This is a genomic window from Halobacillus sp. HZG1 (assembly GCF_035818575.1).
GTDB classification, from domain to species: domain Bacteria; phylum Bacillota; class Bacilli; order Bacillales; family Halobacillaceae; genus Halobacillus; species Halobacillus litoralis.
In genome coordinates this window covers 69,727-93,872 of record NZ_JAYLVQ010000063.1, presented here as the reverse complement: position 1 = coordinate 93,872, position 24,146 = coordinate 69,727, and the positions used below count along the sequence as shown (strand labels likewise).

Below are 24,146 nucleotides of genomic sequence, written 5' to 3'. Positions count from 1 at the left end.
GCAAAAGGAGTTATTAACTAATGACAACAACTAATCGAGTGATGCTCGTTGATGGCATGGCGCTGCTTTTCCGTGCGTTTTACGCCACAGCGATGAGCAATTATTATATGATCAATAGTAAAGGTATTCCCACTAATGGGGTCTATGGCATGATGAAACACATGTTTACGGCTATAGAAACCTACCAGCCCACGCACGTGATTTGCTGTTGGGATATGGGGAGTAAGACGTTCCGTAATGATCTTTTTCCAGACTATAAAGCCAACCGGGGTGCTCCTCCGGAAGAATTGATCCCTCAATTTGATTTAGCTAAAGAAGTGGTGGAGGCCCTAGATATTCCTAACGTTGGGCAAGTGGGGTATGAAGCGGATGATTGCATGGGGACGCTGAGTCGGGCGTACAGTGAGCATTCCCAAGTCTTCCTTCTAACAGGGGACCAGGACCTTCTTCAACTGTTACAGCCGAACGTGCATGTCGTTTTATTAAAGAAAGGATATGGCAATTATGCGGAGTACCAGGAGGAGACCTTTACAGAAGAAAAAGGGATTACGCCACAACAGATGATTGATTTGAAAGCCCTCATGGGAGATTCTAGTGATAACTACCCTGGTGTGAAAGGAATCGGAGAGAAAACCGCTCTTAAGCTACTCCTTAAATACGGCTCCATCGAGGGAATTCTTGAAAATATGGAAGAACTGACGAAGGGGCAGCGCACGAAAATTGAGGACAGCCTGGATATGCTGCATCTATCCAGAAGGCTTGCTGCCATCCATTGTGAAGCAGATGTAGATTGTTCGTTAGAAGAGGCTCTATTTTATATTGATGATCAAAAGATGAGCGCAAAATTTGATGAACTTGAATTTAAAAATTGGGAAAAAAATATCGTACGAATGTAAAAAGGTCGGAGGCATTATTCCTCCGACCTTCCTTTATAATAAATCCTTTTTTTGGGTTTTGCGATAGTTGTTTACCTCTTTAAAGTAGATGGCTGCTTTTTTGTACATACGCTTTTCATAATACAGGTTGCCTAACATTTCGCAATAATTTTTGTAATCTCCGTATTGGTTATTTTCTCTAAAGTAAGGGATAATTTCATTTTCAAGCTTGTCTAAAAAGGTATCTTCGTGTGTTTTTTCCATCATAGTGTTTTTGAGTATGAAAAATTTATATTTATAAGTTTGATTGTCATACTCTTTGGATTTTCTTTCGCCTATTTCAATGTATCTCCATGCTTCTTCTATATGGCCTGCATAATAATTAGTTGAAGCAAGAAGACGAGTGGTATTCACATAGTAGTACCCATCATTATTTTCTAGTGAGATCTTGTGGGCGCGCTCTAGTAATTCAAGTGCTTCGGAATATCTTTCTTGGTTAGCATAAACATAACCTAAATTGTGATAAACGTTTATCTCATCTATAGAGGTCAAGTGGTACTTGGAAATCTTTTTCAACTTCAAGAAATACTCTTCAGCTATCGGATAGATTTCTAATGCTCTATAATTTAATGCAATAATCATGTATGTGTCTACAATTCTGCTATAGTCAAAATCTTTAATATATCCTTCTAACGCCGATTGAGCATAATAATTCGACTCGACCGCTGCTCTTGACTGCGAATAAGTAAGAGCTAAGTGAAAGTAGGTTTCACTGTCGGTGAAGGGAAGTTTTTTTAAAAGCTCTTCTGTTTTGTGGAAATGATGAAGGGCTTTTTTTAGTTGGTTGTTTTTCAATAGAAAATGGATTCCGACCGTTTTATGGTAGAAAAATTTATATTCATCCTTCGTATATGGATATAAATCATCAATCTCCTTGAAGTCTTCATCGGAGAGAGGTCCTTCATTCAACTTCATGGTGTGTCGGGCTTTAACGATTGTATATAAATGATTGAGTTCTGTATTTTGGTTGGTTTCTAATGCATCTGTACATTTTTGTAAGTATTCTTCCATTAATTGGAGGTCCCGGCGTTGAATAATTTCATGCCATTCCAACAGTTGCTGGTGAATAGATTCATCGAATTCCTGGTTAATATCCGTCAACTTGATATTCAACCGTTCTCCTAGCAGACGGTATATTTCGTCACTGGCGTTAATGGTATCATGTTCAATTTTACTCAAATAAGAAACAGAGCAAATTCCTGATGCAAGTTCTTCTAAGGTCATACTCTTAAATTTGCGGTGTTGTTTAATTAAGGAACCTTTCATATTCACTACTCCTTTAAAGCGCCAATTACTTACATTATATCAAAATATCGGTTTGTTCAATGTATATGATTCCCTTTTAAGGTTTTTATAGGAATAGAAAGGGGGTGTATGTAAAAAGCTCAACCACACGAAGTGGTTGAGCTGATGGTTCAAGATAATGTCTTCAGGGCTTCTTCGATTTGAGTATCCCCTGATATCATTTCGAATGTTTTATGATAAGCGTTTGGTTCTTGAAGAGCAGCAATCATTGCCTTAGCCACGTCTTCGCGAGGAATTGTGCCTCTTTCAACCGTTTCACCGACCTGGATTTTGCTTGTCCCTTCGTCGTCCGTTAAACCACCAGGACGTACAATCGTATAATCAAGCTCGGTCGACTTCAGATAATCATCCGCTTCACCTTTCATTTCAAGGTAATGCTTTAATTCTTCAGGTCCTCGTTCTGGATCACCAGCACCCATGCCGCTCAACATAATGAATTTCTTTATGCCAAGGTTTTCAGTAGCTTTAGCAAGGTTGATGGCTCCATCACGATCAACGGCTTCTGTTTGCTCAGCACCTGTGCTGGAGCCTGATCCGGCAGCGAACATGACTGCGTCCATACCTTTGACCGCATAACCGACATCTTTGGTTAGATCAGCAAGTACCGGGGTGCCGCCTAATTTCTCAACGTTCGCTTTTTGTCCTTCTTTACGAATCATGCCGTACGGCTCATGACCATCGGCTTTTAAATTTTTGATAAGTAGTCGTCCTGTATTTCCGTTAGCTCCTGCTACGAGTACTTTCATCTATAATCACGACTCCTTCTGGGAATTAAGATTACAGTACTTATTTAGCCGGTTTCCGTACCTGATAAACATACGGACCTGCTAGGAAGGAGGGAAACAAAGCTCCTGGTAGTTACAGCGCGCACAGACCCTTGGATCATCCTGCATCGGGAATTGCTCTACAGGAAGGGGTTTGTTTTTTTCCGTATCTTCTAAATAAAGTTTCATCTGTTCCATACTGATCTGGTAGAGGTGTTGAACATTGATAAGGTCCTGATCTATTAACTGATGTTCGACATGTGTGCCATCAACCAGATATTCGTTTCGAATGATGATATCATCAAGAGACTCTATTCCGTGCTTATGCTGTAGATAAAGGGCGTATAGGGCAAGTTGGTTTCTGTCCTCATCGGATGATTTTCCTGTTTTCCAGTCGACAATAATCCATTGATCATTGTCGAGGTCTTTATAGACGAGGTCCATCACAATAAAAACTTTCGCTTCGTCCGTCTTTAGGAAGCGGAAGGTCTCAGATTCCATAAACTTCATCTGTTCTTTGTTACGTACATCATTGAAAGTTTTACTGGAATAAAAATTGCCGACCGTTTTTTGGAGGCGGTCCGTTATTTTGCGTACTTTTGCTTCCGGGAGAGTGTCTGTCTGACTGTAATAAATTTCGTGAAGCATCGTATAGTGCTTCGGGCGGTTCATCCATAAATGTTCTTTCTTCGTTGATTCGATGAATCCACGGTTTAAATGATGGCGTACTTCATCCGTGAACTCTTGTTCAGTCATAACCGACTCGTTTTTTAATACGCGTTGGATGGTTTGATAAATTAAATCGTGGACTACGCTTCCGAAATGCATTTCAAGGTTGGTCATTTTTTTCAATCGGTACGCTTGTTTGGCTAACGTATCAGCTGAACGGAGCCATCCATTATGGGATACATAATAGTCGTATGCATATTTCCTTGAGCAGGTTAACATTGTTTTATGTCTGGACAAAGACCAGGATAGTTCCGGGTAGGGTTTCACTTCAAACATGAGTAACATCCTTCGTTAGTTTCATAGATTTAATGTTCCATTTCTAATCTCTATTCTTCAAAACAGAGGGGGTCATCGTGTTGGTAATCTTTCATTGATATTTTATCATGAATCACAATAACACCCTCGTTTTCTAAAAGTTCTCGTTGCCTGGAAGGGTCCTTCACAGCAATTTGGCCTTTTGCATTGACTACACGATGCCAGGGGAGGTCATGTTTTTCACTCATACTGTGAAGCGCCCTGGCTACTTGTCTTGCCGCCCGGGGGTTCCCAGCACAAGCTGCAATTTGACCGTATGACATGACGCGACCTTTTGGAATACTATGGATGATTTGAAGAATGCGTTCAGTGAATGGTTGCATAAATCGGCCTCCTTACTTAAATTTTACAAGATCGCAGGGTTTTGTGATTAGAAGCCATCCTCTATTACTGATACAATTTCTATAGATGACAGAGAGGAGACGACTAGGATGAGCATATCAAAAGTATTAACAATTGCTGGTTCTGCTGCACAAGGGAGTGCAGGAATTCAAGCAGATCTTAAAACGTTCCAAGAGTTCAATGTTTATGGCATGAGTGCTGTTACGGCCATTGTAGCGAATAATAAACAAACAGAACGAGGGATTTTCACGCAGCCAATTGATGCCATAGAAGCCCAAATCTATGCATCATTTGAACATGTAGGAGTTGATGCTCTTAAAACGGGCATGCTGTTCACTGAGGATATTATAAAAAAAGTGGCCGGTCTTATTAGAGCATCTGAAGTTACGAATGTAGTGGTCGACCCTGTCATGGTTGGAAAAATGGGTTCACAGTTATTAAAAGATGAGGCGATTGAAACCCTGACAAAAGAACTTGTCCCGCTGGCAAAAGTCGTAACCCCAAATTTACATGAAGCAGCCAGGATGCTTCGTTGTGAGGTTCCTGAAACTCCTGAAGATATGAAGGTAGTGGCCAGGGACCTGTACTCCCTTGGAGCGGAATATGTGCTTGTGAAAGGAGGCAGTTTAAAGGGATACCCGGCGGTCGACATGCTTTATGACGGATCAAGTATCACAGAACTTGAAACCGAGAGAATAGATACGATTCATACGAGCGGGGCGGGTTGTACGTATTCTGCCGCCATCGCTGCAGAACTTGCCAATGGGTATTCTGTCGAAGACGCGGTCAGACGGGCAAAGTCATTCGTAACCAGTGCCATCCGCCACGCTATATCCTTCGACCGTGGCATAGGCTCCACTTACCACGCTGCTCATAGAATGATCAGTGATTAAAGTATATGCCTTTCCCAATTTCTGATCTATAGTCATAATGCGCTCTATAGCAAGATTTTTCTATCCGGAATAGTGGTTTGGGAAATTCATACTGCTCCACTTTCCCTGTGAATAAAAGAGAACATAGGTATGATATAAGAAATCCCCTCTTCACGGATGGTGAGAGAGGGGATAAGTGTTAACCGTTCACACGGTCGTATTTATCGATTTGCTTCTTGCGGACAACGTCCCAGCGGTTTTCTGGGTGTTCTTTACATTCTGCTGTACATGCGGCATGTTGCTCTTCTTCACACTCTTTACAGCATACATACTGACGGTTACATACTGGGTTACTACAGTTGATCATACGATCTTCTGCTTTCCCACAATGTTCGCACTTGGCAATGACCTTTTCTTCCACTTGGTTGATCGGAACAGAGATACGCTCGTCAAATACATACATTTTTCCATCGAAGAGCTCACCTTTGACTTCTGGATCTTTGCCATAAGTGGTAATTCCACCTTCAAGCTGATAGACATCTTCGACTCCATTTTTCTTAAGAATCCCTGTCAGTTTCTCACAGCGGATTCCGCCTGTGCAATAGGTGAGGACTTTCTTATCCTTCCACTGATCGGCATTTTCAGCCACCCATTCAGGGAACTCACGGGAGTGGTTGACATCCGGCTGAATCGCATTACGGAAATGACCGATGCGGTATTCATATTCATTACGGCCGTCAATAATGATGGTATCTTCATCTTTCAGCATTTCATTAAATTCTTTTGGTTTCAAATGTTTACCACCGAACGTTTTCGGATCAATATCATCTTCTTCGATGCTCCAGTTAACAAGCTCAGGCTTCACGCGGCAATGCATTTTCTTGAATGCGTGTCCTTCATGCTCATCAATTTTGAAGTGGATATCTGCAAAACGCTCATCAGAGCGTACATAATCCATATATTCTTCTACTTGTTCAACAGTACCTGAAACCGTTCCGTTCATCCCTTCGTGAGAAACGATGATTCGTCCCTTCAAACCAAGGTTTTTACAGAATTCCAGGTGATTTTGGCAATATTCTTCATAGTCAGGAAGGTCGACATACTTATAATACAGCAGAACTCGGTAATCTTTTGAGCTCATAAGTGATTCCTCCTAATATTTATATCTATATAGTAGTAAATAACAGAAATGTCCATACTCCATCTTATTCGATTTATATCCGGATTTCAAATGTCATTTTTTTGAACAAATTCCACACGTCTGATCTTGTATGAATAAAGCCATAAGACCAGGATGGAAGCCGTCATTAAAACGATCAGTGAACCGAACGGCAGGATAAAGTTCCCGGCGGTATAAGGTTGTGAACTAAACTCTAATAATATACCTGCAAGAACAGAACCAGTCGCACTTCCGATGAATTGCATCTGTTGTTTGAGGCCAATTCCGGCACCGATCTGCTCATTAGGCAGTATTCGTGAAACTTCATTGGTCGAACTCGAAGATAAACTTGAGAACCCGAAACTTGTAAACATATAAGCAATCATAATCATATACGGACTCTTTCCAGCCAGGAAAAAGAAGATAAAAGCTGAGATCATTAGTAAAGCTTGAGATAAGAATAGAATTTTAATGTTGCCATAGGCATCAATCAGGCGTCCTACGTAAATCGCGGCTGCGGCTGACAACATAGCGCCAGGGAAAATGATAAATCCGATGGCGGCCGCGCCGCGTCCATACACTTGTTCTAACATGATCGGCATTAAAAACAGAACAGCGAAATGCAAAGTAAAGCCAATATAGCTTGTAAAGACAATTCTTCGATAATGGCTGTTTTTTACAAGTTCAGGTTGTATGAAAGGAGCGCTTGTCCGATTGACTCTCCACCATAGGAGCGAAGCAGACAGGAGGCCGGCCAGCAAGTAGTAGGAAGTCAATGATGAAATGTAAAGCAAAAACATGGTGGCGCTGATGCCGGATAACAGAGCCCCAATGACATCAAAACGCCCTTTCTCCGCTTTTTCAACAGGCATAAACTTGTACAGGATCGGGATGACGATAAAAACCATGATGGTCACAATGAACAAGTAGTTCCAGCTAAGGTAATCGGTAATAACTCCGCCGATAACAGGTCCAAGCCCAAAGCCTAAGGAGGTGGCTGAAGCAATCAGTGCATAGGCACTTCCGCGTCTTTCCATCGGAATGTATCTGCCGGCGAAGACCATAGATAAACCGGGGATTGCTGCCGCGCCGGCCGCCTGACATAGACGTGCAAGCAATAACCAGAAATAACTATCCGCTAAAAATCCGATGATGGAAGATAGGCTGAAAATGCAGATTCCTATAGTTAATAATGTCCGGATCGGCATGTAGTCAGACAAGCGTGTAAAAGTAATCGTGAAAATCGCTAAGACAATCGAATAGCCGGATACGATCCAGGCGCCTTCAGAAGGTGCAAGCGAAAAATCTCTTAATATATTTGGTAAAGCGATGTTGAACATCGTTGTGTTCATGACAACAATTAAAATCGTTGCAGATAAAATGAATACCGTACGAAAATGTTCCTGTGAAGGACGAGAAGTGAGTGGCATATCGTCTCTTCTTCCTTTCTGTGATTTCATTAGACACTCGAAATACTATACCACAAGTTTACTAGAGAGAAAAATGACAAGCATAAGAACTCCCGTTGATCGTATCAACGGGAGTTTATTTGTGGCCTTTGAAATCATTGTATGAAATTGGACAACTTCCTGGTAGATATTCAGTCAGGACATAGGCAGTTATAAGATGTTCGCTCCCAGGGAGGACTCGAAGTGTGAAAGAGCCCATTTGTGGCCCGCTTCATTAAAGCTTGCGACTCCATTCTTGTGGACATGGATGGAGTAACCAAGATTATAAGCATCGATGGCTGTATGGAGGACACAGATATCGGTACAAACTCCGACAAGGTGAAGGTCAGTAACCCCGCGTTCTCTAAGTTTCAAGTCCAAGTCTGTGCCTGCGAAAGCACTGTAACGGGTCTTATCCATGTAAAGGACGTTAGGCTTATGCTTATTCTCTTCATAAATTTGTTTCAGAGATCCGTACAACTCCCGTCCTTTCGTTCCCCTGATGTTATGGGGAGGAAAAAGCTCTGTCTCGGGATGGTAGGGATCTCCTTCTTCGTGAACGTCCACCCCGAACACGACAAGGTCTTCCTCATTTATGAATGTTTCCGTTACATAGTGAATGTCCTTTTCCAGAGCTTGAGCAGGTGGTCCACAGGTCAAAGCCCCATCATTTTTTACGAAGTCGTTCGTATAATCAATGATGATTAAAGCACGTTTCATTCTATTCCCTCCCGGTGTCTTTACACTTATCTTAACAGATGCAAAGCAGAAACGCGCCATTAATAGCCGGGAATATGCTTCGTGGACGTCACGTTTTTATTTACAGCCATGAACAATAGGGATCCAGAGATAACAAGGAGGGCACTTGTAACGAAAAATACCATAGAGAAGCCATAAGCCCCTGCAATCATTCCGCCCATAGCTGGACCGATGATATTCCCCAGAAAACGTATGCTCGTATTGTAACCCAGTACCTCGCCTTGCATAGCGACCGGAGCCTCTTGACGGATATAGGCGGTCCGGACAGGGATAATGCCCCCAATGGATACACCTAGTAAAAAGCGAAGAACAACCAGCTGCCAAATGTTCGTAACGAAGGCGGCAGGAAGGTAGACGATTCCTGCCATGAACAAAAGGAAAACGAGAATCTTCACATAGCCGAGTCGGTCAGCGATTTTCCCCCATTGCTTCGCCATCATCAAGTTCCCGAGCCCTGCAGCTGAGAAGGCGATTCCTGAGAAAAGGGCTAAATTTTCCGGCCCATGTAAATCACCGACGAATAACGAAAGAATGGGTTGAATACTGAAGTGGGCGATTTGCACAAACAATGAAACAATCATGACCATTAATAAGACAGGATGTTTAAAGATATGTGCAAGCACCTCTTTGGATTGATAGCTTGTTTTTTCATGGTCCCCTTCTTTTTTTATTCGTTGTTCATGAATGCCAAAGAAGACAATGAGCGCAGACAGGACGATTGTAATAGATACATATTGAAAAGTGGTCGCATAGCCAATAGAATCTGCAATCCATCCTCCCAGCATCGGCCCCATTAAACTTCCGGTAATGCTGCCGGTTTGCAAAGAACCGAGCACTTGACCGGCTATGTTTTTAGGCGTCTGGGTAGAAATTAATGCCTGGGACATGGGGATAAATCCTGTGAAGATTCCCATGAATAATCGTAGAAGAAAGAGCTGCCACACCGAGGTGACGAACCCCATAAGAAAAACGGAGAGCGCGAGACCGGTAGCAGAGATGATCAAAATATTCTTTCTTCCATATTTATCTCCAATTTTCCCCCAGATGGGCGAACATAGAAAAGCAGATACGAACGTGATGCCGAAAACCCAGCCAGACCACGTCTGGACATAAGACTCTGTATAATTTCCGAGTTCTTCTATATATAAGGATAAAAACGGCAGAACCATCGTAATACTTCCGGCGATAAAGAAATTGGCAAACCACATGATCCACAGGTTTCGTTTGGCCTGAGATTCGTTGGTAAGGATAATATCCCTTCTTCCTATTTATTTCGACACCCTAAATATATAACACAGTTTTATTAATAGGGGAACCGTAAATGACTTCATTCCAACAATTTTTCACATTTATAAGTTTTTTATTGTTAAGGAAGGGAATTCCAATTATATAGCCTCGTTGTTAACGGTTGCAAAACTTGTATATACAAATTATAATCAAAAGTAACTGATGTATATACAAGTTTTGCGTGCTTTCATGTAAGCGCTTGAGGAGGAGAAATTTATGTTTAAGAAGTTGTTTGGAAATAAAGAGACAGATTTAAGAGTGGCTTCACCACTAACTGGAAAGAAAGTAGCTTTGGAGGAAGTACCGGACCCGGTGTTCTCCCAGAAAATGATGGGGGAAGGGATTGCCGTGGAACCAAAGGACGGCGAAGTTCTCAGCCCTGTAGAAGGAACGATTGTTCAACTGTTCCCAACGAAGCATGCGGTAGGTTTGGAAACGAAAAGTGGTGCGGAAATTCTGATTCACATTGGTCTTGAAACCGTAGCTATGGATGGAGAAGGCTTCGAAGCTTTTGTCTCCCAAGGGGACAAGGTGAAAGTAGGAGATAAACTGATTTCCTTCGACTTGGATCTAGTAAAAGAAAAGGCAAAAAGTACAGTAACACCAATTATTGTCACGAACAGCGACGTCTTTGATGTGGAAGTGGCTGACGATGTCGACTTGGACGCTGGTTCTACCCCATTACTGATTGTGAAGAAAAAATAAAACACACGCCGGGAGGTAAAGAATATGGATCATAAAAAACAGGCGGAGCAGATTTTAGAAGCCATCGGCGGAAAGGAAAACTTGTCTGCTGCTACCCACTGTGTCACACGTCTGCGTTTGGCGTTACATGATGAAGGTATAGTGGATCAGGAAAAACTGAACAATATTGATGCTGTGAAAGGATCTTTTTCAACCAATGGTCAGTTTCAAATCGTTGTTGGACAAGGGACTGTTGATAAAGTTTATAAAGAGTTCGTAGCTCTTGCTGGTGTCGGTGAATCTTCTAAAGAAGAAGTGAAAGAGGCTTCCAAAGGAAACATGAACCCTCTTCAAAGAGCAATTAAAACGCTAGCTGATATTTTCATTCCGATTCTGCCAGCGATCGTAACCGCTGGTCTGCTGCTTGGTATCAATAATATTTTGACAGCGGAAGGAATCTTCTGGGACAAACAGTCCATCATTGATGTGTATCCACAGTGGTCGGGAATAGCGAACATGATCATTATTATAGCCAATACCGCCTTCGTGTTCTTACCCGGACTCATTGGTTGGTCAGCGGTTAAGAAGTTCGGGGGTAGTCCGATATTAGGTATTGTCATAGGACTCGTGCTTGTACACCCTGACCTATTGAACGCCTGGTCTTACGGTGATGCCGTAGCTGAAGGGTCTGTACCAACCTGGGACTTATTCGGGTTAACCGTTGAAAAAATCGGTTACCAGGGCCAAGTACTTCCTGTCCTTGTTGCTTCTTATTTATTGACGAAAATTGAACTGTTTTTACGTAACCGTATCCCTGATAACATACAACTATTGTTTGTCGGTCCGATTTCCTTGTTAGTGACAGGTTTCTTGACGTTCATCATCATTGGACCAATCACATTTGCGATTGGTAACTGGATCACAGATGGCCTTGTTGCTACTTTTGATACTTTCGCTTGGTTAGGCGGTCTTATTTACGGTGGTTTATATGGTGTGCTCGTCATCACTGGGATGCACCATACATTCCTTGCTGTTGATATTCAGCTGGTCGGGAGCACAGGAACAACATTCTTGTGGCCGATGCTTGCTCTATCCAACATTGCTCAAGGTTCCGCCGCATTCGCCATCTGGTTAGCTTCTAAAGATGATAAACTTAAAGGTTTGAGTGTTTCTTCCGGTATTTCTGCATGGTTAGGGATTACAGAACCAGCCTTATTCGGGGTGAACCTGCGCTTTAAGTATCCATTCATTATAGCGATCAGCTCTTCCGCCCTTGCAGGTCTCTATATCTCTGCACAAGGTGTATTGGCAAGTTCCATTGGAGTCGGTGGTGTACCGGGGATCTTCTCCATTGTTGCGGAGTACTGGCTTGACTTTACGATCGGTATGGTGATTGTCATTGTCCTTCCGCTTGTAGGAACGTATCTATATGCGAAGCGTAAAAAAGACGTATAAAAATTTCAAAACGGTGGTGCTACAATGATTGAACAACCTTGGTGGAAAAAAGCTGTCGTTTATCAAATTTATCCGAAAAGCTTTAATGACACGACAGGAAACGGTGTCGGTGATATTCAGGGAATTATACAGAAATTGGATTACTTGCATAAACTCGGGGTCGATGTCCTTTGGCTGACCCCGATGTATAAATCTCCTCAAAACGATAATGGATATGACATTAGTGACTACTACGATATCCATGATGAATACGGGACGATGCAGGACTTCGAAAAGCTTCTTGAAGAAACGCATAACCGTGGCATGAAGCTCATCATGGACATCGTTGTCAATCACACGTCTACGGAACACCAATGGTTCCAGGAGGCTAGAAAGTCCAAAGACAATCCTTATCGTGATTATTATATCTGGCGTGACCCAGTGAATGGGGAAGAGCCGACGAATTGGCAGTCTAAATTCGGGGGCAATGCGTGGAAGTACGATGAACAAACAGGGCAGTATTACTTGCACTTGTTCGACGTCACTCAAGCCGATTTAAACTGGGAAAACGAACAGATGCGTGAAGATATCTATGAAATGATGCGTTTCTGGGGTGAAAAAGGTGTGGATGGCTTCCGTCTCGATGTCATTAATCTGATTTCCAAAAATCAGGAGTTCCCGAATGACGATGGGAGTGTGGCACCTGGAGACGGGCGTAAGTACTATACAGATGGACCACGCGTGCATGAATTCATGCAGGAAATGAATCGTGAAGTTTTTAAACCTTATGATCTTATGACTGTCGGTGAAATGTCCTCGACGAGCATTGAACATTGTATAAAGTACACAGCTCCTGAGCGCGATGAACTGAGTATGACGTTCAACTTCCACCATCTTAAAGTGGATTATCCAAACGGTGAAAAATGGACAGTCGCTGATTTTAATTTCCATGAGTTAAAGCAGATCCTTTCGAAATGGCAGCGCGAAATGAATAAAGGAAATGGCTGGAACGCTTTATTCTGGTGCAACCACGACCAGCCTCGTGTATTGTCACGATTCGGGGATGATGAGAACTATCCGGAGAAATCCGGTAAAATGCTTGCTACTACCATCCATATGATGCAGGGGACTCCATACATTTATCAAGGAGAAGAATTTGGGATGACGAACCCTAAGTTCGAAAGCATTGAACGTTACCGGGATGTCGAATCCCTCAATATGTATGAAGAATTCAAAGCAAAAGGGTTCAGTGAAGAGGAAATTATCGAGATATTAAAACAGAAGTCTCGTGATAACTCTCGTACTCCTGTACAATGGAATGGGGAAGAAAATGCCGGCTTTACTGAAGGAACCCCTTGGATTGATGTAGCAGACAACTATAAAGAAATCAATGCAGAAGTGGTGATGAACAAAGAAGATTCCATCTTTAATCATTATCAGAAATTGATTGAATTACGTAAGTCTCACGACATCATCACCCACGGTGATTACCGTTTGTTGACACCAGACCACGATCACGTATTTGCTTATCTTCGTGAATGGAATGGAGAATATTTGCTTGTTGTGAATAACTTCTATGGCAAAGAAACGATATTCACATTACCAGAGGACGTCCAGTTCTCTAGTAAGGCGGACATCCTTTTAAGCAACTATGATGATTCTATAGTGGATGACCAAGAAATCAACCTTCGCCCATACGAGTCGGTCGTTTATCATCTTACCGATCAATAGGTGAGGGGGCGCAACATGAAGAATAAATACGTTGAAATTTATCATAAACTGGTCAAAGATATTCACAAAGGCGATTACAGAGCAGGGGACACTCTCCCTTCTGAACATGACCTGTGTGCACGATTCGAGACATCCAGGGAGACGATTCGGAAAGCTTTAAACCTACTTTCCCAAAATGGTTATATTCAGAAAGTACGAGGAAAAGGGTCTGTTGTTCTTGACCGTGATAAATTCGAGTTCCCTGTATCCGGTTTGACGAGTTTTAAGGAGCTCTCTGAGCGATTGGGGCAAAGTTTCCAAACGCATGTGCATGAGCTTACTCTTGTAAAAGAGGATGAAGTTTGCCGGCAGCTTAATTGCAGGGAAGGTTCTCATCTTTGGAAAGTGGTTCGTTCAAGGGAAATTGGCGGCGAGCGTATCATATTAGATCGAGACTTTCTGAGACAGGATCTTGTGCATGACCTTACCAAAGAAATTGCTCAAACATCGCTCTATCATTATATAGAAAATGAATTGGGTCTTGATATCAGCTTTGCGAAGAAGGAAATCGTCGTCGAACCGGTAACGGCTGAAGATGAAGAATTTCTGGATTTGAATGGGCATGATCAAGTTGTGGTCATCCGCAGTTATGTCTATTTAGGAGATACGACGGCCCTTCAATTTACAGAATCCAGACACAGACCAGATAAATTTCAATTCGTCGATTTTGCACGGAGAACAAAGGTATAAGGGAAAGGGGGACCAGGTGGTGGTCCCTCTTTGTTTTTTTATCGTTACACGTTAAAATGAAAATAATCGAATAGTAAGGACGAGGTGGGTAAATTGTTCGTAATTGGAGCAACAAAAAAATTACAAAACGAAATCGGTCAACCGATTGAAAAGGTAGAAGAATATACGGAGGTACCCGAGATATACCAATGGCATGCAAACATCGTCACGATTAATCGAAGAAAATGTCTCTTGCTTATGAACAATGCAACAGGCCTGAATTTGACGTTGTTCGGGTTGAGAAAGCAGCAATTTGAACATCTCGACAATGTCATTAAAGGCTCACTAAAGCAATTGTTTCAACTGTTAGGGATAGAGAAAAAAATTGCCGACCAAATGCTGGATGCAACTGATGAAATCGTTTATACAAAAACCACAAGCCGGAAAGTTCTCGGCATGTTGAATGAGATTAAATTCTTCTCAGAGGATAAGGTAGCAGGTAAAGCTTATGAAGATATAGATGCTGCTGAAATCAATGAATTTAATAATAAAGAACTTGTATTTTCTAATTTGGATCAAATTACTCCTTATAAAGAATTTATTCGTTACTTCGAAAAGCAGTAGTGCTCAGGCGCTGCTGCTTTTTTCAAAAACTTTCATTCATATATTTTACATGCGTTTCGTGTAAGGAGGATTTTATATCTTATGTGGATAATAATAGGGAGGGGGTATGTTTCTTTTATACACATGAGGGTATATTACATAACAAGGATTTCATAAAATGGAGGGTTATCAAATGTTTTTTAAATCTTTTTTTGATGAAGAGTTAGCACAAATGTCTTACATGATTGGATGTCAAAAGACAGGGGAGGCCATGATCATCGATCCAGCCCGGAACCTATCTCCTTATTATGAAACGGCTGAAAAAGAAGGGTTCCATCTGTCTGCAGCTGCTGAAACTCATATTCACGCAGATTTCCTCTCAGGTGCAAGAGAACTGGCAAATGAAAAGGAATTAAGGTTGTACCTTTCCGATGAAGGTGATGATGATTGGAAGTATCAGTACCTGAACGAAATCAACCACACACTTGTAAAAGATGGCGATGAAATTTATGTAGGGAATGTTAGACTCGATGTGATCCACACCCCTGGACACACCCCTGAAAGTCTTTCTTTCTTATTGACGGATGAAGGGGGAGGTTCCTCTGTACCTATGGGAATCTTTACAGGGGACTTTGTCTTCGTTGGTGATGTAGGGCGTCCGGATTTACTTGAAAAAGCGGCTGGGGCAGAAGGAACGGCCAGTAAGGGAGCGGCGGAAATGTATCAGTCCGTTCAACGCTTCAAAGAACTTCCTGATTACGTACAAGTATGGCCGGGACACGGGGCAGGTAGTGCCTGCGGAAAGTCATTAGGAGCCGTCCCTTCTTCCACGATAGGCTATGAAAAAGAAAACAACTGGGCGTTAAAACACACCGATGAAAAAGCATTTACCGAAGAATTACTGGATGGTCAACCTGAACCACCGAAATATTTCGCTATGATGAAAAAACTAAACAAAGAAGGTCCGTCTCTTCAAAAGGGAAGAGAGGTAACGGAAATTTCAATTTCAGATATGGGCCGATACATGTCTGATGAATATATGGTGGTGGATACAAGACCATCCTCTGAATTTTCAAATGGTCATCTAAAAGGAACCATCAACATTCCATTTAATCGATCCTTTACCAATTGGGCAGGTTGGTTAATTGAATATGATCAAAAGATCGTAGTGATCGCATCTAAAGAATCCATCCCGGGAATTAAGCGATCCTTAGAATCAATCGGGTTGGATGACCTTGTTGGTTATGTAGAGGAAGCAGAAATCAATGGTTATGGTGGTTTAGAAACGTACACAAGCATTACACCAGAAGAGCTCGAAAATAAATTCAGAGGACACGAAGATTATGTCATCATCGATGTAAGAAATGACAGCGAATGGGACGATGACCATATCGAAGAAGCCCAGCACATCATGCTTGGGAAGCTAAAAGAAAGTATGGAAGATGTGCCTTCCGATAAAACACCGATTGTCCATTGTCAGTCCGGCATGAGATCAGCGATCGCCGCAAGTTTATTACAGGCTTATGGATATAAGGATGTGTTGAACTTGAAAGGCGGGTTCTCAGCCTGGAAAGAGCATAAAGAAAAAGTGAACGCCTAATTACGCCAAAACCTGCCCAGACATGAAGGGCAGGTTTTTTAGGCAAAAAAAGACCTCTACCATAAAGATAGAGGCAAAAGTTTGTATAGGTATAGGATTAGGGGAGGTGTTAATTATATAAAAATTGAATTAACACACAAAATTAAAAAACTTAAAACTAAAAAACAATGTTACAAAATTTAAATTTGATCCACAACTAGTGGGCGAGGATGTGATTCCTCAGCAGTATCAACGTAATCAACACCTGCTGCAAAAGATAAAATAGCAGTTAGTATAGCAATTATACCAATTAATTTCTTCATAGTAACATTCCTCCTAAGTTAGAGTATTTATTTAATAAATCAATTGCTAACCTTAAATATTTTGATGACTTTTTATAACTTCTCTCAGATTCTAAAAGCTCAGATACTATTAAGCAGTACCTAATAACAAAACGATGTTGTTTTTTTTCTAGAAAATGAGGAATTGCAACACTTTCTAAATATTGAGCCGCACCTTCATCCTTGTTTATTAACATGGTATAGATGTTTAGGTGGATATACGCAGTCATTGTATCCTTTGGTGAAGACTCTAAATAGGATAAACCCTTTTTAATCCATGTATTACAATCTTCGTAACGATCTAATTTGTATGTTTCTAATACCAAACAATAAATTGTCTCGAAGATTTCATGAACTGACCCCATATCAGATTTATATGAAAGGCTTTTTTTATAATTCATAAGTGCTGCTTGATAGTTTCCGCGTCTTGATTCAATAACTCCGATATTGTGATAAACCAAACCTAACTGATAGTAGTCTTGGGTTTGAGTCGCTATTTTACTAACTAAATGATAGTTTTCAAGTGCTTTTCCATAATTTTTTAATCTACCATAATTAATTCCTAATAGAATGTGACAGTCAGCACTTTTTATTAAGTTATATTGCTGTTGATAGATTGCTAGGGCTTGATCAGCATTGAAAATTGATGCTGATATATTATTCGATTGGCTTGCACTGAGTGATAGAAGATAGTATAAATCACTTTCTTCCCAACCTTCTAAATCAATTGATGCGCTGTAATTCTTAGCTTCCATCAACTTTAGATAGGAATCTTCATAGTCTCCACGGTAATAACTGACCAGGCCTGAACTTAAATGGAAATAATACTCCATCTCCTCATCAAATGTATCCTCATGCTGACGAATATTTTTCCATACTTCGTAAGCCTCCTCCACCTCGTTTTCTAACAGCAGATGGCGAATGCGAAACAGCTCGAAAAATATATACAAATGATGATTATTCAGCGTATCTTTTTGTTGTTTGAGTTTTTCTTTTAATTCCCTGGCCTCTTCGATCCGCTTGAAGACGATCATCTCATACCATTCCTTCAACTTTTCCTTGGAAGGATGGTGATAAGAATTGTCGTGGAAATCGAGTCCTAAACGTTCGTAGAGGTGTTCAAGTACCTCGAACGCGGGAACGGTTTGATCGTTCTCAATCTTAGACAAATACGCCGGCGAGATTATTCCATCTGCGAGCTGGTTCTGTGTTAGACCCTGCTTCACGCGATGAAATCGAAGCACTTTACCATATTCCATTTTTTCTCACACCTAGTTGATCAACTGTTGATTTTTCAGAGTGTTTGCTCTTTCAAATCTATATTTAGAATACATGTTCGTTCTGGGATTTTCAACAAAATTCACTAGTTTCCCAAGTCGGGAAAATTTTGTGGCTTTAAGGGGACTTTGGAAGGGGGACTTTCATAGATTACCATTTAATGGCTGTTATGGATTTTTATAAAGGAACTTTTTGGAACCTATGAGTAATCATACAACAATAAGGGTATAAAAGGTATAGGAAATTTATAAAAAGTTTCATCAGGACCGTCATCAACTACAAGTGAGAAGGAGGAATAAATGTGGGATATAATGTCACACAAAAGTTAATTAAGGATCACTTGGTAGAGGGGGAGATGAACCCTGGATCGGAAATTGGATTGAAAATTGATCAAACGCTTACACAGGATGCGACCGGTACTATGGTTATGCTCGAACTGGAAGCGATGGGGATTGATCGGGCGAAAACGGAAGCTTCCGCGCAATATGTGGATCATAACTTAATCCAGGAAGATAGTAAGAATCCGGATGATCACCTGTTCCTTGAGAGTGCCGCGAAGCGATTCGGACTGCATTTCAGCAGGCCGGGAAATGGTGTGAGTCACCCTGTTCATATGCAGCGATTAGCGAAGCCGGGGAAGACATTACTAGGTTCGGACAGTCATACATGCGCGAATGGCTGCATGGGAATGCTTGCTATGGGTGCTGGCGGAATTGATGTAGCTATGGCTATTGCGGGTGAACCTTTTTACGTGAAAATGCCGAAAGTTTGGGGAGTGAAAGTAACAGGAGAGCTCCCGGACTGGGTCAGTGCAAAAGATGCCATTTTAGAAATGCTGAAAAGACATGGGGTGAAAGGTGGCGTCAACCATGTCTTTGAATATTATGGTCCTGGTTTGAAAAACTTGACAGCCATGGATCGTCATGTGATTGCAAACATGGGAGCTGAGCTTGGAGCCACGGGCACGGTTTTTCCATCAGACGAAGAAACGAAGCGTTTTATGAAGCTTCAAGGACGAGAAGATGAGTGGATGGAACTAGTTGCAGATGATGATGCGACGTATGATGTTCATGATGAGCTCGATCTGTCTGCATTGGGGCCAATGGTTGCCAAGCCATCCAGCCCGGGTAATGTTGTTCCTGTAGAGGAAGTAGAAGGAGAACCGATTTACCAATCATATATCGGTTCGTCAGCGAACCCTGGGTATCGGGATTTTGCGATTGCTTCGAAAATTGTAGAAGGACGGCACATTGCAGATGGGGTATCTTTTGACTTGAATCCTACTTCACGTCAAATGCTCATCGACTTGTCTCAGGAAGGTCATATTGCTAATTTCCTTCAAGCAGGAGGACGATTGCACCAGGCCGGTTGTAACGGTTGTATAGGAATGGGGCAGGCACCAGCGACGGGCAGGAACAGTTTACGTACCACCCCAAGGAACTTCCCGGGACGATCAGGGACAAAAGAGGATAGTGTATTTTTATCCAGTCCTGAAACGGCTGCCGTTTCAGCTCTGACAGGGAAAATTACGGACCCAAGAAAGTCAGGCTTCGATTTTCCAAAGGTGAAGGATTTGGAAAAACCAACGGTGGACACACGATTACTTGATGAACCTTTACCTTTTGAGGAAGCGAAGGATGTAGAATTAGTCAAAGGTCCGAATGTAGCTTCCATCCCAGAGATGGGTGAACTCCCTGATGACATGGAACTACCGATCTTATTGAAGATGGGGAACGATATCTCCACCGATGAAATTCTAGCAGGTGGTGCACGGGTGCTTCCTTATCGAAGCAACTTACCGGAAATCAGTAAATTCACGTTCGAAATAGTTGATGAAACGTACTATGATCGAGCAATGGAATCAAGAGAGGACGGTGGTCACGCTGTTGTCGCCGGTGCAAACTACGGGCAGGGATCCAGTCGTGAGCATGCGGCTCTTGCACCTAAATATCTTGGTTTGAAAGTTGCTATTGTCGAAGACTTTGCACGTATCCACTGGCAGAATCTTGCCAACTTTGGAGTATTGCCATTGACCTTTACTGATCCTTCCGACCTCAATGACTTAGAGCAAGGAGACGTCCTTGTGTTCAAAGGTCTGAGGGATAAGATCAAGCAGTCTTCTCAAGTGGAAGTTGAAGTGAAAGGAAAAGATAAAACTCTCAAGCTTGAGCATGCCCTGTCTGATCGGCAGATTGAAATCATGCAAATGGGCGGTTTAATCAACTGGGTGAAAAATAGATTAGAATCATAAGAAAACTCCGGCTGGGTTTATCCCGCCGGAGTTTTTAATATATCTATTTATGATTGTGATGTGTCCAGTGGAGTCAGGCTTTCTTCAATTTCCTGACGCTTGTGTTCCAGGAAAGGGGGAAGAGAGAGACTCTCTCCAAGATGATCTTCTTCCTCATCTGTAGCGAATCCAGGTCCATCTGTAGCCAGTTCAAAAAGGATGTGATTGGCTTCCCGGAAATAAAGGGATTTGAAATAATAGCGATCCACAAGTCCTGAGTTAGGATAACCTGCGGCTTGGATGACCTCCTGCCATTTCTGTAGTTCGTCTTCATCATTTACACGGAACGCTACATGGTGAACGCTTCCGCGACCGGGTTTTTCGGGCTGTCCATCAGGCTTTTCTTGCACATGAACTTCTGCACCTGTTCCTCCTTCACCGGTTTCATAAACCACCCATTGTTCATAGGATCCTTTTTTTCGAAAACCCAGGATGTCAGTAAGGACTTTTTCTGTTTTAGCTGCTTCGTTCACAGTAAGATGAATGGGTCCAAGTCCGATAACACCGTATTCCTGAGGTACGGAAGAATGTTCCCATGGATGGCCGGCTTCCACTCCGCTATTGTTCTCATCAGATATGAGAATCAATCGTTGTCCTTCAGGGTCTCGGAAAGAGAGGGTCTTTCGGCCAAGTCTTTCTTTTATATCCTCTTGTTCAACGGAATATTCTTCAAAGCGTTCCTTCCAATACTCTAGAGCTTCATCATTTTTTACACGAAGTGATGTAGTGGAGATGCTTCGTGTTCCAGGATACGTGTGACCTGCTCGATGAATTTCGAAAAAAGTTAAGTCTGTGCCCGGGCTCCCTTTCTCATCCGCATAGAAAAGATGGTACATTGATGGTGAATCTTGGTTTACTGTCTTTTTGACTAAGCGCATGCCCATAATATTCGTATAAAAATCATAATTGTTTTTTGCATTGGCGGTTATCGCTGAAACGTGATGAATGCCCTTCAGTTGCATGGTCATTCCTCCTTATGTTCAATTATCTTGAATTCAAGATAATTATATAATCATTACATAAAACTGTCAAAGCTTCTGTTTTACGCTTTTCTTTCAAAAGGGAATATTCTTGTTTCCAGGGATTTTGAGAAATAAGTAATCGGCTTGGCTTCTATAACAGAAGGGGGAAGGAAATCTACCAGTTGATTGATTTGAATATCTGCTTCCGCCTTTTGCAGCCTCCAATTTTTATGGAGAATAGGGCCTTTGTAAACCTTAGAATGGCCTTTCATCACCCACAAGGCATATCTTTCTGTTAACCAATATAAAAGAGAGCCAGGTTGCGCGTGGATCGGTTCTGATACCGTATGAAAGCTTGCGTGAAAATGAGATTCAGGATATCCTCCATGAATGCGTCTGCTGCTGAATTGATATCCCGTCTCTGTTTGGTCCAGTCTCATTTTTGCATGAACATAAGGCAGTCCAAACAGCGTGCGCGCTATAAATACTCCAAGCGGATGATCGGCATCCAGAGTGATGAAATAAACTCCTGGTTCTCCATTGAACGTCACGTATGTACGGACATTTAATTCAAGAAGTTGATTTCCGAATGGGAGAGAGGGGAGGGCGCGAAAGCGGATATTTTGCATGCGGAAGGGAACGATGGCAATCCAGGCAGAATTGTCGTATTCGTCGATTGTAAAAGCAGTCGGAATGAAAGGGCGTAATACTTCTGCAGGTACAGGCCAATGCATGAAAATCAGATCATTCCACTCTTGATGCATAATCCAATGATTTCGTTCCATGTGTATCACCTCTGTCATGGTTTACCATTGAATCATACATCTCTATGTGGTGATGGGGAAGAAGTCATTCTATATGTTGTTGTTAAGTTTTTTTAGTTTCTCTCTCTTAGTAATTTCTTCTTTTAACAAGCAGATAAACTCCTCTTCCAGTTTTAATTCTAAGGCTTTTTGAAGTGAATCTTTCAGCAGTAATGAAGAGAGCTTTTCGATAATCATGTTTTTTCCCCTTACAGGAACGGTTTCTGTCCTTCCATTGAAACACTTGCTGTTCCTATGACATTATTATTGGAATCATAGATCGGTTTACAAAAAATATCATAGTCAATCGCTCCATCGGAAAGCTTGAATGATACCACTTTTCTTACTGGTTTCTTTTCTAAAACCACTGTTTTCTTTATGTCTAATAGTTTAGTTGAGGTTTCATCCTTAAAGATTTCATCCAACCTTTTCCCAATAACTTTTTTCAGCATAAAGTTAGAATGGTTATTAAAAAGCCAAGTATAGCGATGTTCTAAATCGCAATGAGCAATCGTAATCGGGGACCCTGTGAGTGCTGTTTCGAAGGGGTCACTCAACTGCTCAGAAAAGAAAAGTGAAGGGTTAATATGTAGATGGTAAGCAATACGAGAAGCGACTGTCATGCTGGGATTGCGCGTGCCATTTTCAATTTGAGCATAATAGGCACGATCAATATGCGCTCCTGATGCGACTTCCTGTTGAGTTAATTGTTGTTCTTTTCTTAATTGGATTAGCCATCTCCTCATTTTTTTCACATCCCGATTTCTTTTTCATATAACTAGTTCGATTTTCTTAGCGATATTCCTTGTGGCAGATTGCAACACAGCCATGGAACAGATCCTCACCTATTCTCTTTTTTGCCCTGGCATTCTATCAAAAATATAAAAAAAATCCTATTACCTAGTAAGAATTTGTTATAATCAATCAGTCCGCGATAAACATAACATTCACACAGAAAAAGAACATCGGGAGGAGGCAGTCAATGACTTGGGAAATATTGAACATACTAGCCGTTTCAGCCTTTGCTTTTAGTGGAGCGATTGTAGCTTTAAATGAGAGGTATGATATTTTTGGAACCTTTATTCTTGGTATTGCGACACCATTTGCTGGAGGGATCATCAGGAATATTGCCTTGGATGTACCTGTCGTCCACGTATGGGAACAAGGTTACCTTTTTTATGTAGCTCTCGGTACAATTGCCATTGTTTACTTCTTCCCTAAGACGTGGGTCATGACCTGGGACCGGTGGAACATATACCCCGATGCCGTCGGCTTGTCTGCTTTTGCTCTTCAAGGTGCGTCTTTTGCAATAGAAAATGATTTTCCTCTTGGAGGAATTATATTCGCTGCTATCCTGACTGGTGTCGGGGGAGGGGTGACAAGGGATGTCCTTGCTCAGCGGCGTCCTATGGTCATGCACCAGGAAATTTACGCCGTTTGGGCATTGATGGCAGGGCTCCTTATAGGGCTGGGGTGGATTGATATTGGAAGCGCCTGGCAAACTTATATGATTTTCCTTCTCGTCATCATCTGCCGTGTCGCCTCCTTCCATCTTGGCTGGCATTTACGTTTCAGAGACCTATACCGCCTGTAAAGCATTGAAGTATATCCTAAGTGAAATGGCAGGATTGTGTAAGATTCAGTTTCGAGATGTTTTCGGGGGGCGTTTGCCATAATGGGAGTCAGGGGTGGCTGGGAAGCTACTCGTCCAGCTCCATCGTCCAGACACTCGCGTCATAAGCAGAACAGCAAAGGCCAGTCGTGTCTACCAGGGCGATTCCGCATTTGAACACTTTCCTGTGGGGGAATGGTGAGCTT

24 protein-coding genes are annotated in these 24,146 nt (G+C 41.9%); 10 read left to right on the top strand and 14 right to left on the bottom strand.

All coding sequences use genetic code 11. The annotated features are described in order from the left end of the window. The first annotated feature begins 20 nt into the window (after nucleotides 1-20). Nucleotides 21-896 carry a 5'-3' exonuclease gene (locus VKA52_RS12035; protein WP_326315816.1) on the top strand — a complete coding sequence of 292 codons (876 nt, stop codon included), beginning with the start codon at nucleotides 21-23 and terminating at the stop codon, nucleotides 894-896. Nucleotides 897-929: 33 nt separating this feature from the next. Here VKA52_RS12035 and VKA52_RS12030 read toward each other — a convergent pair whose 3' ends face one another. The 4 genes from VKA52_RS12030 to VKA52_RS12015 all read right to left on the bottom strand — a co-directional run bounded on the left by VKA52_RS12030 (nucleotide 930) and on the right by VKA52_RS12015 (nucleotide 4,371). Next, the gene (locus VKA52_RS12030) at nucleotides 930-2,201 is read right to left on the bottom strand and encodes a tetratricopeptide repeat protein (RefSeq protein ID WP_326315815.1); all 1,272 of its coding nucleotides are present in this window, start codon (nucleotides 2,199-2,201) and stop codon (nucleotides 930-932) included. A gap of 149 nt (nucleotides 2,202-2,350) precedes the next feature. Then, entirely contained in the window at nucleotides 2,351-2,986 is a 636-nt protein-coding gene (locus tag VKA52_RS12025) for an SDR family oxidoreductase (RefSeq protein WP_326315814.1), read from the bottom strand. Nucleotides 2,987-3,067: 81 nt separating this feature from the next. Then, complete coding sequence (locus VKA52_RS12020; RefSeq protein ID WP_326315813.1) at nucleotides 3,068-4,018, bottom strand: PD-(D/E)XK nuclease family protein; 951 nt, start codon at nucleotides 4,016-4,018, stop codon at nucleotides 3,068-3,070. A 41-nt stretch (nucleotides 4,019-4,059) separates the two neighbouring features. Further along, complete coding sequence (locus VKA52_RS12015) at nucleotides 4,060-4,371, bottom strand: MGMT family protein (protein ID WP_160910735.1); 312 nt, start codon at nucleotides 4,369-4,371, stop codon at nucleotides 4,060-4,062. Between the two features lie 108 nt (nucleotides 4,372-4,479). Here VKA52_RS12015 and thiD point away from each other — a divergent pair, with 108 nt between their 5' ends. Next, complete coding sequence (gene thiD, locus VKA52_RS12010) at nucleotides 4,480-5,283, top strand: bifunctional hydroxymethylpyrimidine kinase/phosphomethylpyrimidine kinase (RefSeq protein WP_326315812.1); 804 nt, start codon at nucleotides 4,480-4,482, stop codon at nucleotides 5,281-5,283. A 178-nt stretch (nucleotides 5,284-5,461) separates the two neighbouring features. Here the strand turns inward: thiD and trhO are convergent, their stop codons facing one another. The 4 genes from trhO to VKA52_RS11990 form a co-directional block, all read right to left on the bottom strand. Beyond that, the gene (gene trhO, locus VKA52_RS12005) at nucleotides 5,462-6,403 is read right to left on the bottom strand and encodes an oxygen-dependent tRNA uridine(34) hydroxylase TrhO (RefSeq protein ID WP_160910737.1); all 942 of its coding nucleotides are present in this window, start codon (nucleotides 6,401-6,403) and stop codon (nucleotides 5,462-5,464) included. An 86-nt stretch (nucleotides 6,404-6,489) separates the two neighbouring features. Further along, nucleotides 6,490-7,851: an MFS transporter gene (locus tag VKA52_RS12000; RefSeq protein WP_160910738.1), complete on the bottom strand. Its 1,362-nt coding sequence runs from the start codon at nucleotides 7,849-7,851 to the stop codon at nucleotides 6,490-6,492. A 189-nt stretch (nucleotides 7,852-8,040) separates the two neighbouring features. Further along, nucleotides 8,041-8,589, bottom strand: coding sequence for a cysteine hydrolase family protein (locus VKA52_RS11995; RefSeq protein WP_160910739.1), 549 nt, complete (start codon nucleotides 8,587-8,589; stop codon nucleotides 8,041-8,043). 59 nt (nucleotides 8,590-8,648) lie between these two features. After that, entirely contained in the window at nucleotides 8,649-9,836 is a 1,188-nt protein-coding gene (locus tag VKA52_RS11990; protein WP_326315811.1) for an MFS transporter, read from the bottom strand. A 295-nt stretch (nucleotides 9,837-10,131) separates the two neighbouring features. Between VKA52_RS11990 and VKA52_RS11985 the strand changes: the two genes are divergently transcribed. From VKA52_RS11985 to VKA52_RS11960, 6 genes are all read left to right on the top strand, one after another. Beyond that, a complete protein-coding gene (locus tag VKA52_RS11985; RefSeq protein ID WP_326315810.1) occupies nucleotides 10,132-10,620 on the top strand; it encodes a PTS sugar transporter subunit IIA in 489 nt (162 codons plus the stop codon). Nucleotides 10,621-10,644: 24 nt separating this feature from the next. Beyond that, nucleotides 10,645-12,054: a PTS system trehalose-specific EIIBC component gene (treP, locus tag VKA52_RS11980; RefSeq protein ID WP_160910742.1), complete on the top strand. Its 1,410-nt coding sequence runs from the start codon at nucleotides 10,645-10,647 to the stop codon at nucleotides 12,052-12,054. Between the two features lie 24 nt (nucleotides 12,055-12,078). Next, on the top strand, nucleotides 12,079-13,764 hold the full coding sequence (gene treC, locus VKA52_RS11975; protein ID WP_326315809.1) for an alpha,alpha-phosphotrehalase: 1,686 nt from the start codon (nucleotides 12,079-12,081) through the stop codon (nucleotides 13,762-13,764). Between the two features lie 15 nt (nucleotides 13,765-13,779). Beyond that, the gene (treR, locus tag VKA52_RS11970) at nucleotides 13,780-14,493 is read left to right on the top strand and encodes a trehalose operon repressor (protein WP_326315808.1); all 714 of its coding nucleotides are present in this window, start codon (nucleotides 13,780-13,782) and stop codon (nucleotides 14,491-14,493) included. Between the two features lie 84 nt (nucleotides 14,494-14,577). Further along, a complete protein-coding gene (locus tag VKA52_RS11965; RefSeq protein ID WP_326315807.1) occupies nucleotides 14,578-15,096 on the top strand; it encodes a DUF6933 domain-containing protein in 519 nt (172 codons plus the stop codon). Between the two features lie 172 nt (nucleotides 15,097-15,268). After that, nucleotides 15,269-16,675 carry an MBL fold metallo-hydrolase gene (locus tag VKA52_RS11960; RefSeq protein ID WP_326315806.1) on the top strand — a complete coding sequence of 469 codons (1,407 nt, stop codon included), beginning with the start codon at nucleotides 15,269-15,271 and terminating at the stop codon, nucleotides 16,673-16,675. Nucleotides 16,676-16,854: 179 nt separating this feature from the next. On the opposite strand, the gene VKA52_RS11955 is transcribed toward VKA52_RS11960, so the two are convergent. Further along, nucleotides 16,855-16,977 (bottom strand): hypothetical protein, encoded by a 123-nt coding sequence (locus tag VKA52_RS11955; protein ID WP_326315805.1) that lies wholly within the window; start codon nucleotides 16,975-16,977, stop codon nucleotides 16,855-16,857. Further along, the gene (locus tag VKA52_RS11950; RefSeq protein ID WP_326315804.1) at nucleotides 16,974-18,254 is read right to left on the bottom strand and encodes a helix-turn-helix transcriptional regulator; all 1,281 of its coding nucleotides are present in this window, start codon (nucleotides 18,252-18,254) and stop codon (nucleotides 16,974-16,976) included. The genes VKA52_RS11955 and VKA52_RS11950 overlap by 4 nt, the downstream gene beginning before the upstream one ends. Before the next feature lie 320 nt (nucleotides 18,255-18,574). On the opposite strand from VKA52_RS11950, the gene VKA52_RS11945 reads away from it, so the two are divergent. Beyond that, entirely contained in the window at nucleotides 18,575-20,524 is a 1,950-nt protein-coding gene (locus tag VKA52_RS11945; protein WP_160910747.1) for an aconitate hydratase, read from the top strand. Nucleotides 20,525-20,571: 47 nt separating this feature from the next. On the opposite strand, the gene VKA52_RS11940 is transcribed toward VKA52_RS11945, so the two are convergent. The 4 genes from VKA52_RS11940 to VKA52_RS11925 all read right to left on the bottom strand — a co-directional run bounded on the left by VKA52_RS11940 (nucleotide 20,572) and on the right by VKA52_RS11925 (nucleotide 23,074). Next, nucleotides 20,572-21,525 (bottom strand): ring-cleaving dioxygenase, encoded by a 954-nt coding sequence (locus VKA52_RS11940; RefSeq protein WP_326315803.1) that lies wholly within the window; start codon nucleotides 21,523-21,525, stop codon nucleotides 20,572-20,574. Between the two features lie 80 nt (nucleotides 21,526-21,605). Beyond that, nucleotides 21,606-22,310, bottom strand: coding sequence for a YqjF family protein (locus tag VKA52_RS11935; RefSeq protein WP_160910749.1), 705 nt, complete (start codon nucleotides 22,308-22,310; stop codon nucleotides 21,606-21,608). A 69-nt stretch (nucleotides 22,311-22,379) separates the two neighbouring features. Continuing rightward, nucleotides 22,380-22,526, bottom strand: a complete 147-nt coding sequence (gene sda, locus VKA52_RS11930) for a sporulation histidine kinase inhibitor Sda (RefSeq protein WP_202412330.1) — start codon at nucleotides 22,524-22,526, stop codon at nucleotides 22,380-22,382. Nucleotides 22,527-22,537: 11 nt separating this feature from the next. Further along, complete coding sequence (locus tag VKA52_RS11925) at nucleotides 22,538-23,074, bottom strand: helix-turn-helix domain-containing protein (RefSeq protein WP_326315802.1); 537 nt, start codon at nucleotides 23,072-23,074, stop codon at nucleotides 22,538-22,540. Between the two features lie 236 nt (nucleotides 23,075-23,310). Here VKA52_RS11925 and VKA52_RS11920 point away from each other — a divergent pair, with 236 nt between their 5' ends. Continuing rightward, nucleotides 23,311-23,922 carry a trimeric intracellular cation channel family protein gene (locus VKA52_RS11920; protein ID WP_326315801.1) on the top strand — a complete coding sequence of 204 codons (612 nt, stop codon included), beginning with the start codon at nucleotides 23,311-23,313 and terminating at the stop codon, nucleotides 23,920-23,922. The last annotated feature ends 224 nt before the right edge of the window (nucleotides 23,923-24,146 follow it).